This window comes from Caldithrix sp. (assembly GCF_056497305.1).
In genome coordinates, this window is record NZ_JBSMDE010000182.1 from 1 (window position 1) to 13,077 (window position 13,077).

Sequence of the window (13,077 nt, forward strand, 5' to 3'; positions counted from 1 at the left end):
CTGAGCTGACTCGGGTAAAGTCAGCTCAGGCGCCCCCCCCCGAATCAGCCACGGTATTGACAAAACGAAATAAAAATCATCAAAAAAACGACGCTTTCCTATTCCTGTACCAGTTGAATCAGATTTCCGCACGTGTCATCAAAAATGGACACCAGCGCACCGTGATCTTTTCGCGTGGGAGGGAGCGTAAATTGCACGCCAGCCGATTTTAATCGCTGATATTCATTCATTAAATCATTGGTAAACAGGTGAAGCGCAGGAATCCCTTCTTGATATTGACGGTATTGTTGTTTTAAAGCTGAAGCACCGACGCCCGGTTCCAGAAGCAGCTCCTTATCCTCAGAAATTACCGTGAGCCAGCGGTGTTGGCCTGCAGGAAAGTCCATTCCCTTTAAGAAGCCCAGTATTTCTGTGTAAAATTGAATGGCCTTTTCCTGGTCATCAACAAAAACGCTGCACAAATGGGTTTTTATGGTTAAAGCCATTTTATTCCTGGATTGAAATGTAAAACGGGTTTACAAAACATCTCTATTTAAAACAAAGAATTACCGGAAGATTATTCCCAATAGAACGCTATGTTGACATTCGGAGGTGTTAATACCCGCAACAGGGAATGGTATTTTTCTTAAAAACGACGTATTGCTTTGATTGACTCAATATTATTTCACGATCAAAATCAAATCCAATTTCCCGCAACGGAGTCTGAATCGCCTCTCTGTGCCCGGCGGGGAAAAGGATCAGTCCCCCGCTGTTCATGATTTTGATCAACGTGGGAAAGGGCACATCTACCCTGTTCAGGATAAGCAAATCGACATAAGCGGGAGGCAAATCTTCAAGGCTTTTAGAAAAGCTTTGCCATTGAATAACGTTTAACAATTCCCCGAGGCTTGGCGCTTGTGCTGTTTCATACATGTAGAGCGTACCGTCGAAATCAACTTTAACGGCCCGCCAGATCGATTTTATGGTAAAAAGAAGAGGGTTTCTTGAAAGCATTACCGCCTCGTTTTTTATTCATTCTGTGTCTAAATTTAAGAGGATTATACACAGATAAAAAATTTTCCTGGTGCAGAAAGAAGCAATAAGATTGAGTTTCCTTTTAAGCCTGAATAAATTTTCTTGAAATTCTTTTCTTTAACCGTAAATTTGAAATATGCGGCGTTGCTTAATTTTAAAGTCTGAGTACAGTTAAGACGATAAATGAAAAAAACTCCCAAATAAGCAGGAGAGAGAATCAATATGAGGTTTGTTAATATTCTATTGCTGCTGATAATGACGTTGGCCTTAACGTCATTTAATCAGGCCGGACAACGCTCGGCAGCTAAGGTTAAATTTATGTTAGGCACCGTAGAACTGATGCGTAAGGGCCGTACCAGCTGGGAAAAAGTTCGGTTTCATGAAAAAGTCTATGAAGGCGATCGGTTGCGCACTGCGCTCAATTCACGGGTAGAGCTCCAGATGCCGGATGGATCGGTAATTAAGATTAACGAAAACAGCATGTTCGATGTTAAAGAAATTAAAACGCCGGAAAACGAACAAAGCGATCGGCAGAGTTTTACGCTTTGGGTTGGCAGTCTGTTTGCCAAATTTCAAAAAATTATTGAACAACGTCAATCCAGGGAAATCGAGACGCCAAGCGCGGTTGTGGCTGTACGAGGCACAGAATTTGATCTACAGGTCGATCGACAGCAAACCACTGTAGTGCGTGTTTATGATGGTCGTGTTTCTTTGCGTTCCAAAACCGCGCCCGGTGAGGTACTGGTTGACGTCAATCAGGAATCCAAGGTAGAACGGGGTAAACCACCTACGCCACCCAGGCCCTTCACGCCACCTTCTGAGGGAGAAGAACAGGGCACTGGCGGTCAACAAAGTTTATTCATAAAATTCAATCTGAAAAAATTTCAGATTACGGAACCGGCGCTGGTGGCTGGCGGGTTACTGCTCACCGGGCGCACCCTGCCCGGAGTTCGCCTGACCGTAAACGGCCTGCCTCTAAATGTCGCCTCCAATGGACTGTTTAAAGGGCGCATTCCGGTACAGGAAGGATTGAATATTTTAAATGTTCTGGCCGAATTTAAAGGACAACGTAAACAACAAACGGTGCGGATTCTGGTCAACACGCAAAAGCCAAAGATCAAGCTGGCCCGTCCTCTGACTTCAGCCTTCACCAACCGCAGGGACTACAGCTTAAGCGGCGCGGTTTTTGATCAGACGCCCGGCGATCGTGTTAAAGTGTACATCAATGATGAATTTATTACCGAAGTAATCGGGCAGGGCAGTTTTAACCGCACCATCATTCTAAACGAAGGACCCAATACCATTCAAGTGGTAGCCGAAGACCTTTCCGGTAATCGCACAGTCCTGGCAGAAAAGATCTTTCTGGATACGGTAAAACCGATTCTGACCATTACAGAACCAGCGCAACCGGTGTTTGTTCGTTTTGAACCACCCCGCCCCCCCGGAGAAAAAATTAAATTCGGAGAAGAAAAATTTGTGCAGATCATTCGGGGTGTGGTGATTGATCCCCAACCTTCTTCAGGGATCAAACGCATTATTGTGAATGGACAGGAAATTAAACCAAACAATGATGGCAGTTTTGAAGCAAAAATTTTTCTGAAACGCGCTTTAGGTGGACGAAAAGGGGAAAACCGCCTCTCATTTATTGTTGAAGACCTGGCCGGCAATATTTTACGGGACAATAGCCGGGTGATCATCGTGCAATGACAAGGAGTGCTTGTGATGAAACAGAGCATATGTTTATTGATTTGCATTATATTACCGAATATTTTGCTGGCGCAGGGGGCCTTTAATCTGACCGGGCGCGTCTCTTTGCAAACCCTTAATGTGTCCTATGATGAAACTTCTAAACTAAAGCCCGATTCCATTCCGGACGATCAATACGCCAAAAGTACGCTGGTACCCGGTTTGCAACAGCGCTTAAATCTGGCTCTCTTCGGTCGCAGCCGCCAATTTGATATTACTCTGCTCGGTGATTTAAAAAACAATCCCTGGGATCAACTCAATAATTTCAACCGTGTCGATCGTTTAACACTCAACATTCGCTACGCAGGCAATGAATTGATACTGGGAGATTTTTTTCAGAGTGGTTCTGAACTGTTCGTCCAGAGTCGGGAAATACGCGGGATGAAACTGGCCCTGGAACACGGGAAGGATTTCTACTACAAATTTGAGTTTATTGGCGGCCAGGCGCAAAAAGCCTTTCCGGTGGGCAGCCGCTTGCCCGAGCAATACCGCCAATACGAAAATTCCGGTCAGTACCAGCGTTATTTAGGTGCCGGACAAATGCGTATTGGAAAATGGGAACGCTTTGAGATAGGCGCTAAATTTCTCTGGGCAAAAGACAATAAGAATTCCGTAGATCAGGCCATCAGCGAACCATTGACCAATCGTCTGGCCGGACTCGATGGTTACCTGATCTTGTGGGAAAAACGGTTAAAATGGTTTTTTGACGCCAATTACAGCCGCAAAGATACCCTCAGCGCTACGAATGTAACCGACCTGGCCTATCGTGCCGGCTTCGATCTGCGCCTGGGCCATTTTAAAATGATTCTTTACAAACAACGATTGGGGTACGATTATTACACAGCCGGTTACCCCTATCTGCAAAATGACCGGGATGGCTTTGTGCTCAACTCGGTTTATAATTTCCCTCAGAAGTTCGCCCTTTCATTGGAAGGTGAACGCTATTTTGATAATCTGAAAAACTTTAACACCCTGCCCCGTACCACAACCAATTCAGCAATTTTAGGGATTACCTCTATGGTCACTAATTTCCCGGAGCTGAGCCTTAAATTCAGGTACCGTGACGACCGCAGTAACACCATCCTGGATACCGTAAGAACAGATAAAACCTATCTGGGGGTTGAAGGAAGATTGTCATTGGGATCGTTGAATAACCGACTTTCTCTGTCGGTCATTTACCTTGATCTTGATGATCGAAGTGTGCTGCAGGCCGGCTCGCCGCTGGGTACGAAGCAACTGATCAGCAGCATTAATTTTTACACTCGCCCCCACAACCGCCTGTTTATCTCAGGGGGTACGGTTTTCAGCTCGTTGAAATTGACTAATTCTCAAAAGAATATCAATTCCTACACCTTTACTTCCGGACGCTGGGACGTGATTCCGGCCCGTTTGCGCGCCGAATTCAATATGAGTTTCATTTACAATGACGCTGCCAATGGCGGCTACCAGGACATGCTCAGCGATTACAGTCAGCTTACTTCCACTTTTTCGCTGGAATACTTCTTTACCCCGCGGATTTCGCTCAAGGCTATTGCCGGAAACGATTTTCGCGACATGCGGTACAGCCTGGATGAAGCGCGGCAGGTCATCAGTGATCCGGATTATGGCCCCACCTACTTCAACGGATACGAAACCTACCACGGGTTAAAATACGGCGTGGAATTGAACTGGATTTTTTAATGGGCCCGAAAGGCTTTTAGAGCGTTCAGCCGCAGTTGTCTTTTCTGTACAGGGCTTCTTTTCCAGTTGTATTCGTACACGGCTCCTTCCCACTCACCGTACATGGCGTTGGGCAAAACTATGAACTTCCGTCCAAATTCTTCCTGGAATTGATCCGCCGCCCGCAAGCGGTCGCTAATGGATTTATGTTCAAAAAGCGCGCTAAAATCATTCAAATTGTCCCCGAACAGGAGCAAAATGGTGTGCGTTTGCTGAATAGTTTGCCGTCTTTGTTTTTTACTGGAAGTGGAAGTTCTCAAAAAAAGATGATCGGCCGTGACTTGCGGAAAGCCCTGTTTTTTCAGGTTCTCCATGGTCCAGGCTTTACTCTCTTCCTTACGATTGGAAACGTAAAAAATATCCACCCCTTTTTGATCGGCAAACTTTAAGAATGACAAGGCGCCGGGCACGGGTTGAGCGCTGGCTTCAGCCAACCACTCTTTCCAGCCTGTCGGGTAGGATTTTCCGCTCTTGATGAGAAAGGCCTCATACGGACTGTTGTCCAGCATGGTTTCGTCAATATCAACAACAACGGCCGGTTTGCGATCCGATTGCAGTGTGTCGAGCATGGATTCCAGACGCGAGCGTCCAAGATTGTAGGCCTGGTAACAAAGGGCCCGATATTCGGCAGCGGTTTGCTGGTAAAGTGTTGCCATGACCAGGTGTTCATTGGGATTTGCAGCAGTTTTTACCTGGCAGGAACTTAAAATTAGCAATAACAAATTAAAACTAATGATAATCTTTCTCATGATCCTCCTTTCATTAATCTAAAACAGAGTTTTGAAAAATGCAGATTGATATCATTTCATTCCCGCAAAGCGGGAGGAGCAGTCTTGTACCTACACTAAAAATATGCTTACTTTCAATTTTTTCTTGCTAAAATATTAAGATAAATCTTTTTAACGAAAACTCATTTTTTTCCAAAAACGGCGTTGACAACTTTCTTGACTGAGCGCCTCTTTTTAGCTTACTCCCTGTACCTTTTTCGATTGCCTCCTAAAAGACAGGTCCGGCCTGCAGATCAATCTTTTTGTTTAACCTTTAACCGGCGATAGCGATTTAAAGCCGCAGCCACTTCAAAAATTCGTGGTTGGGCAAAGTTGCCGGGATGTTCCTGACCCCGTCGAAAAGGATTTAAAGCATCGAGGCCCTGTTCTTGCCAGAAGGCCTGGAGTTTCTGCATTAATTCACGCACTGTTAAACGACCATCCATCCAGCGCTGACTGAGAAAGTGCAGGGCAAAACCAATGGCCCGGGTTTGGCTGATATCGACGATCTGTTCGATTTGTTGCAGATCGATGACGCTTGTGCCAAAACGGATGGCCTTTAATCCCTGCGTTTCTATTTTGACCTCTTTTTTGCCTTTTGAAGCATCGAAACATTGCGGCAGAGGGCAGCGTTCTGTCCATTTCTCCCACTCAAATTCGCGTTCAAAAGTACGTGCGCTGTCCATTTCTCTGGCAATTTTACGCGCTTCTTCGGTCACCACCTGTGGCCGATAGGCTTTCATCATGACTACCGTATCGGCTACTGAAAAATAGTCGCCGCTCCCGCCCATGACCAGCGCAGTGGAAACGCCAAAGCGTTCGTACAATTCCCGAACGCGGTCGATAAAAGGCGTAATGGGCTCGAAAGATTTGTGTACCAGGGCCTGCATTCGGGCATCACGGATCATGAAATTTGTGGCAGAGGTGTCTTCATCCACTAAAAGCACTCGGGCGCCCGCTTCCAGCGCTTCCAGAATGTTGGCCGCCTGACTGGTACTGCCCGAGGCGTCTTCAGTGCAGAAATGAGCGGCGTCCTTGCTACCAGGCAAATGATTAATAAAGGGCCGAATGTCCACCTGTTCCACGCGTCTTCCGTCTTCGGCCCGAATTTTTACAGACTCAGGTAGAGTCACCACGTATTCCCGGCCATCTCCTGGCACATGGGGATAAATGCCTAGTTCCAGGGCATTCAGCAAGGTCGATTTTCCGTGAAATCCCCCTCCAACAATCAAAGTAATGCCTTCTGGAATGCCGCAACCTGTAATGGACTTTTTACCGTTAACCGGATTGAGCAGGGGCATGGTGACGCGTAATTCATCCGGTGTTTGAAAAGGAATGGCCTGTTCACGAGGAAGCGGTTTGTTCGAAATACCGCTCTCGCGGGGCAGGATGGCGTCCTGGGCAATAAAGGCAATTAAATGCAGCGTTTGCAGTTGCCTCTGGATGGCAAAATAATTTTCTACGTACTCGGCAAAGCGCTTCACCATCGGTTGATCCAGCCTGGAATAAATCAATCCGTTTTTTACAATGGCTGGCAATTCATCAAAAAACATAGCTCTGGCTTGCTGGCCTAAAATGGTTCGCCTTCGCGCCGGAAAGCCCATTTCCATTCGCGCCTCCACAAACGAGTCCGTTATTTTCAGGGCGGTTCTGGGCAAAATCTCCTGCCCGCCGACATCGATCCGAATTAAACCGCTTTTGCCCGTTCCGCGGTTTAGTTTGGCCCGCGAGCGGATGTTTTGATGCACAATGCGAATCAGAGCATCAGACAGGCCCAGTAAACGTTCCTCCGTAAGCATGAATTCCTGAGGGATGCCGGCCCGTTCCTGACTGATGCGTACTCTGATTTTGGAAGGTTGGGCAAAAGGATCACCCTGCACATGGTCAATAAAGAGCGTAAATGCCTCAAAAAGATAGGCGCCTTTCAGCTCTTTGTAAGCCTTGTACCCCTTGCCGTCAATCCGCTGCAACAATTTGTTCAGATCATTGGCTTTTAACATTGCGCTAGGCCACGTCCATATTTGAAATCAGACAGTTTCAACATGGGTAGATTGGATCACATTTTAAAAGTCAATTAAAGGTAACAGAAAAAAAACAAACGGGCAAAGTTCCCATTTCTGTTACTACTCAATCAGACTGTACCCACTCGGAACCTGGAATTTGTTTTCTCCGATGTTCTCTGATTTCAGTTCAATCAGTTCGGTGTGGTAAGAAAAATCGGGCTCGTATTTGGACGGTTTTTTTACCGCTTTTTCTTTCAGTTTTTTCTTTAAAAAATTGCCAAACATTCCACCGGGATTGGTAATATCGATGTTCCCTTCTTCCCGCTCTTTCATCTGTTTTTTGTGACCCGGTCGTGTCGCAAAATATTGCCCGTCAACCAGAACCGGAATACCTTCGATTTTTTTCATTTCCCGCGTAAATTTGGAATCAGGCATATTTTCAATTGCCTGAGCATTCTTGCTCATGGCCTGAAACATCTGAATCCAGTTTAACCCAAGGATGGCCTGGGTTTCCATGTCTCCGCCAAGCCCTACATATTCCAGGTATTTCATTTGAAATTGCTGTTCTTCCTGTAAGGCCTTTTCAAAATCCTTCGTAGATTTGGTTGTCCATACATCGGTGAACAGACTATCTTTTCCTTTTTCACCGGTTTCGTTGTTCACCCATTCCGTAACCCAAAAAATGTGGTACTCCTTGGCCGGAAATTGATGAATGGTTTTGCTCTTTCCGGTGGGCACCACTTTAAAAACCTGCCTGGTTATTTTGATGGAGCTTTCTTCTTCAGGATATTCCTCTTCTGTTTCAGTTACTTCTTCTGTGCCTCGTTCGGTTGCTTCACTCAAATTGATTTTTTCAATTGGCTTAACGCGGTATTGTTTTTTGTCATGAAAGAGTTCAAAGATTTTCATTTTTTCCAGATCCACAATTTCGCCTTTATTCTTTTCTCCAAAAAGCAGTTTGGAAATCATCTGGCCCATCATGCCCTGTGCTTTAAAAGCATTTTCGCTCTCTTTGTGTTGTTTTAGATCTTGTAACCAGACGGTCTCGTGCGTGGAGAATTCTCCAAATCCTTTGAATTTTACTTGGGTCTTGCTCTGACGGATGACGCCGCCCAGCACAAACTGCACCGCTAAGAGCACTAAAAACTGAATGAATAAAATAGGTCGCATGGTATTTCCTCCTCTTTAAATGTATGGAACTTTACATTTTAAATATTTGAAGATGGTCGTAAGACGTTTCCTTTAAGCTTTTTACATTCATTCCAGCCATCTTTCAGGGTTGTAGGTTTTGTTACTTCCGTAAATGCCGAATCTTAAACTGACCTGCCCCAGATACCCGGATTCGCCCACCTTTCCAATGACCTGGTTTTGTTTGACCGGCATGTCGCGGTAAACGTAAACCTGCGCTAAATGAGAATAAACAGAGTAGTAGCCTTTGCCGTGGTAAACGATGACCGTGTTGCCATAATCCGGAAGAAAAGTAATAATTCGCACTACGCCGGGGAAAATGCATTTTACCGGGGTCCCTGGCTTGGCTTTGATTTCAATGTCTGTATTTTTAATATAGGTTTTAGAAGCGGTACCATGTTGAAGACCGTAGCGTGAGATGACTTTACCTTTAACCGGCCAGGGTAATTTGCCTTTGGCCTGAACAATGTTTTCAAAATGTAACGAGGGAGCCTCAGTGGGAGCAGTCGGGGTTTGCTGTCGGCGCTTCTCTCTGGCTAAACGTTCTTTTTCCAGAGTGGCGATTAAATCCATTAAGCGTTTACGCTCCCGATCTTTCTGGCTGAGTTGTTTTTGATAGGTGAAATGTCTGGTTTTTAATTGTTTAAGCAAACGCTGCTTTTCGCTTTTGCGTACCAGATATTGATGGCTCTTTTTCCGAATCTCAGTAAAAGCCATATTTTTTTGAGCTAATGCTCGCTCCAGCGTCTGTTTAAGATTGCTGATCTGAATGCGTCGTTTTTCAATGGCCAGAATCAGGTTCTCATCATGTCGGGCGATCTGTTTTAAATATTTTAAACGGATCAACGCCTGATTAAGGGAATGGGAACCCAACAATACCTCGAGAGGTTTGATTCTTCCATATTTGTAAGAATAGACGGCGCGGGCTGCGTAGAGATTTTTTAATTTTTTAACCCTTTGTTCGGCCTGCTGCAATTCAGCCTCTTTTTGTGAAATCTTTTTCTGCAGCATCTGGATTTCCTGCTCCAGCAATCCTCTGGAACGCATGATTAAGGCCATCTCTTGGTCGATAAGCTGAATTTGCATTTCCAGGTCCGATTCTTTGCGTTTGGTGCTCAGAATCTTTTGACGTAGTTCTTCGATTTGGGCGTTTAATTCTTTTAACAAACTGCGGTTCAAAGACAATTTGTTTTCAGTTGATTGCTGCGCATTCAAGAACCATGGCCCTAAAAAAAGGCCGGCCAGTATGACGACAATTACCTTGCGCCCCACTCTAAATCTCCTGATTTTACTCAAAAAAAGTATGCCACAGAAAGCGCGTTACTCAGTCCAATACGCGGATGGTATTCCAGAGCATAACAAATGGAAATGATTTTTCGTTTAAAAATCAATCCTGATGAAAACGAATGAACCTGCTGCCTGAAGCCCCATAAAACAGTGAACATGGGATTAAGTTCAACCGCAATTCCGGCTCGATAATCAAAATCGGCACGCTCGTCTTTAAATAGGTCCAGGCTAATGCGGGCCTGAGGCAGTAGTTTTATTTCCAGCCCATGTATCAGGTAAACCGGAATGTCTCCCTTTTGCGCTGACAACGTGGGTTCATTGAAGTTAGCAAAAACACTGGCCATATTCAACCAGGGGAGAATTTTTAGATGAACGGCCGCGCTAACCCCTATGCTGTGGTAATGTCCATAGTTTTTGATTTGTAAAAAATAGTTATGGAACAAAAATCCGACTGCCAGTCGTTTGAAAAAATGAATTGCCAGAGCCAGTGAGACCTGGTGTTCCTGGTAGTTTTTGTCGCCAAATTGACTGATGAACAGGCCCAGGGGAAGGCCTTTGAGCCGGGAATTGAAGCTCAAAGCAAATTCATTGAGTTGTGCGATGTTGTAAAAATTTCGATATTGCAGCTTTAAGACAGGCTGCGAGCCAAAGACAAGCAGCGCTGGGTTGACATTGAAGAAATCTGGCTGCGGCCGGGCCACACCGGAACTACCCAAAGCCAGATAGGAAGGCGGCATCCTTCCCGGCTCAAAGGCAGAGTGGCCCAAAGCGACCAACAAAAATAGCAGCAGACCGGTTTTTTGTACAATGGGATTTTTCATATGTTTTTCCATTGTTTAAGCTAAATTTAATCGGAATGCAACAAAAGTCAACTACAAACCCTGTTTCAAGGAGAATGTAATGCAACGTATTTATTTGGACAATGCAGCCACAACGCCGCTGATTCCCGAAGTTGTTCAGGCCATGCATGCCTGGAATCAACAGTTTTTTGGCAATCCCAGCAGCGTGCATCATCATGGCCAGATTGTCCGGGCCCGTGTGGAAGAGGCCCGCGATGTCATTTCCGGATTTATGGGCATTCCATCCAAACAACTTTTCTTTACCAGCGGAGCTACCGAAGCCAACAACTGGATCCTGAAAAGTTTTGCTCAGCAATTTCCCGATAAACATATTCTGGTTTCTCAATTGGAACATCCCTCGGTCTTTAAAACTGCACAGTACCTGCAAGCCAGAGGATATTTGGTGGATTTCATTGAACCCGATGTTCGGGGGCAAATCACGGTAGAGCAAATAGAAAAACGGTTGACCCCAAAAACCGCTCTGATTTCGGTCATGTTTGTGAACAATGAAACCGGCATCGTAAATCCTGTACATGAAATCGGCGTGTTTTGTGCAACCAATGACATCCGCTTTCATTGTGACGCAGTTCAGGCTTTCGGGAAGATTCCTTTTTCTGTTTCAGACCTTCAGATCGATTATTTAACCATTTCTGCGCACAAAGTACACGGGCCTAAAGGCCTTGGGGCCGTGTTTATTAGGGAGCCCGCCTTATTGGAACCCCTGCTGCATGGAGGTGAGCAGGAAGCGGGCCTACGTGCCGGAACCGAAAATGTGACAGGCATTATTGGCTTCGCTCAGGCCGTCCAATGGTTGAAAACTCAATCCGATGCGTTAAAAAAGGTACAGGAATTACAGAACTTTTTTGAAAAAGAGATTGTAGCTCTCTTTAAACAAGCAGTAGTAATTGGCCAGAATGTGGAACGTTCGCCCTTCATCAGTCAAATTGCTTTTCCAGGTAAAGACAATCAAAATGTCATGATGTTATTGGATTTGAATGGTCTTTCTGTCTCTGTAGGTTCGGCCTGCAGTTCCGGATCGGTCAAACCTTCGCGCATTTTGCAAAAAATGAACTTACCAGATTCCATTGTAAATAGCGCCTTACGCTTTAGTTTTTCGCTTCTAACTCAAAAAAAAGACCTGGAACATGCCTTACAGGTCATAAAATCCATTTTATTTTGATACGAATCACTGATTAAGTGCTCTGGTCTCTATATAATAAGAGCCAACAGTTCAAACCAATTAGAGGAGGGCAAGCATGAGAGTTACTAAGTTATTCATTTTACTAACGATAGTTGGTGCTTTACTTTTTTCTTGTTCGGATAAGAAAAAGGACAATGGCACTAATCAGGAGGAACAGCCTCCACAGGGAGTGACAATCGAACCAGTTCAATTGCCGGCCAGTATGATGCAGTCAACGGATGCCAACGCACAATTGGTTGTTACCTATGTCAATTTTGTGAACCTGTTTCAAGGCTGGACCAGTAGTTTGATGCCCCCAGGACAGGTAGGCAAATTAAGCGCTGTAGAATCTGCCACAGATGGTCCGCCCTGGGTTTACACCTGGACTCAGCAGGGCGTAACCGTTACATTGACCATCGATATTGAAAACAATCAATATCATTGGGTTTTAACCTACACGGGCCTGTATGAAGGGGTTCAATTAAATAAAACCAAACTTTTTGAAGCCTGGGAAGACCTGGATGGGACTTCGGGTAGTTTGATTCTCTACAATCCGGAAAATAATACAAAGGCTGCGGAATGGACATGGCAAAATGCGGAAAACGGTACTACAACCGTTCATTTCATAAGTTACGATGAGCAATTAGAAATAACCGTTGTACAAAACGCAGATTTATCGGGTTCCATAGAAGTTAAAGAAAATAATGTTTTGACGTTTAAGGCGATCTGGAATGGCGACGGCTCTGGTCAATGGTGGACGTATGATGAAAACGGTGAAATAGGTAGCGGTACCTGGACATAAAATGGGAAAGGGGCGAAAGCCCCTTTTTTGATTGATCAAAAACAGGATATTTCCGAAAACTTAAATTTTTTTTGGGCACCAATAACCGTCTCATCTGGAGGGAAAATCCTTTGCTGTTTCTATCGGGCTCGCCTTGCGGAAACGAATGGCAATGGTTGAAAACCTCTGCCAGGTGAATTTTTTTCAAGCAAGCATTTCTTTATTCCTGTATTATAGGCCATCCCAAAGAGCTATTTAATCATTGAAACATTCAACAATTCAACGGTTTTACTCACTTACACAGCACAAAAATTTTCGCATCCCGTAGCGCGACTCTCCAGAGTCGCGTTGGCTCGATAGAACCAATAAAAATAATGACAAAGAACGGAATTGATTTTCCTTAATACACAGATTCTAAGGCAGCATAGCCGCAACGTAACTCGAGCTTCAGCTCGAGACTTTGTAAGGGCGAAGCATTTTTTGAAAAGTCTTTCTCAAGAGCGATTTAACTTTTACACAAAGAGGTTGCGTTAATTGGAACAACCTTCAGGAA

Annotated in this window: 11 protein-coding genes; 4 read left to right on the forward strand and 7 right to left on the reverse strand. The window is 44.9% G+C overall.

Annotated features, from left to right (window positions below):
• Window positions 1–98: 98 nt before the first annotated feature.
• Together ACWB0I_RS14945 and ACWB0I_RS14950 are read right to left on the reverse strand one after the other, a co-directional pair.
• Window positions 99–485, reverse strand: coding sequence for a VOC family protein (locus ACWB0I_RS14945; RefSeq protein WP_479388875.1), 387 nt, complete (start codon window positions 483–485; stop codon window positions 99–101).
• A 109-nt stretch (window positions 486–594) separates the two neighbouring features.
• On the reverse strand, window positions 595–993 hold the full coding sequence (locus tag ACWB0I_RS14950) for a hypothetical protein (RefSeq protein WP_479388876.1): 399 nt from the start codon (window positions 991–993) through the stop codon (window positions 595–597).
• A gap of 243 nt (window positions 994–1,236) precedes the next feature.
• Between ACWB0I_RS14950 and ACWB0I_RS14955 the strand changes: the two genes are divergently transcribed.
• Together ACWB0I_RS14955 and ACWB0I_RS14960 are read left to right on the forward strand one after the other, a co-directional pair.
• Complete coding sequence (locus tag ACWB0I_RS14955; protein ID WP_479388877.1) at window positions 1,237–2,721, forward strand: FecR domain-containing protein; 1,485 nt, start codon at window positions 1,237–1,239, stop codon at window positions 2,719–2,721.
• 15 nt (window positions 2,722–2,736) lie between these two features.
• Window positions 2,737–4,440 (forward strand): TonB-dependent receptor, encoded by a 1,704-nt coding sequence (locus ACWB0I_RS14960; protein ID WP_479388878.1) that lies wholly within the window; start codon window positions 2,737–2,739, stop codon window positions 4,438–4,440.
• Here the strand turns inward: ACWB0I_RS14960 and ACWB0I_RS14965 are convergent.
• The 5 genes from ACWB0I_RS14965 to ACWB0I_RS14985 form a co-directional block, all read right to left on the reverse strand.
• Window positions 4,437–5,228: a 5'-nucleotidase, lipoprotein e(P4) family gene (locus ACWB0I_RS14965; protein WP_479388879.1), complete on the reverse strand. Its 792-nt coding sequence runs from the start codon at window positions 5,226–5,228 to the stop codon at window positions 4,437–4,439. The two genes, ACWB0I_RS14960 and ACWB0I_RS14965, sit on opposite strands and share 4 nt — an antisense overlap.
• 272 nt (window positions 5,229–5,500) lie before the next feature.
• Entirely contained in the window at window positions 5,501–7,246 is a 1,746-nt protein-coding gene (locus ACWB0I_RS14970) for an ABC-ATPase domain-containing protein (protein ID WP_479388880.1), read from the reverse strand.
• Between the two features lie 123 nt (window positions 7,247–7,369).
• Complete coding sequence (locus ACWB0I_RS14975) at window positions 7,370–8,419, reverse strand: hypothetical protein (RefSeq protein ID WP_479388881.1); 1,050 nt, start codon at window positions 8,417–8,419, stop codon at window positions 7,370–7,372.
• 87 nt (window positions 8,420–8,506) lie between these two features.
• Window positions 8,507–9,709 (reverse strand): murein hydrolase activator EnvC family protein, encoded by a 1,203-nt coding sequence (locus ACWB0I_RS14980; RefSeq protein ID WP_479388882.1) that lies wholly within the window; start codon window positions 9,707–9,709, stop codon window positions 8,507–8,509.
• A gap of 20 nt (window positions 9,710–9,729) precedes the next feature.
• A complete protein-coding gene (locus ACWB0I_RS14985; RefSeq protein ID WP_479388883.1) occupies window positions 9,730–10,545 on the reverse strand; it encodes a hypothetical protein in 816 nt (271 codons plus the stop codon).
• A gap of 79 nt (window positions 10,546–10,624) precedes the next feature.
• Here ACWB0I_RS14985 and ACWB0I_RS14990 point away from each other — a divergent pair, with 79 nt between their 5' ends.
• Window positions 10,625–11,743: a cysteine desulfurase family protein gene (locus ACWB0I_RS14990; RefSeq protein WP_479388884.1), complete on the forward strand. Its 1,119-nt coding sequence runs from the start codon at window positions 10,625–10,627 to the stop codon at window positions 11,741–11,743.
• A gap of 76 nt (window positions 11,744–11,819) precedes the next feature.
• The gene (locus ACWB0I_RS14995) at window positions 11,820–12,545 is read left to right on the forward strand and encodes a hypothetical protein (protein WP_479388885.1); all 726 of its coding nucleotides are present in this window, start codon (window positions 11,820–11,822) and stop codon (window positions 12,543–12,545) included.
• The last annotated feature ends 532 nt before the right edge of the window (window positions 12,546–13,077 follow it).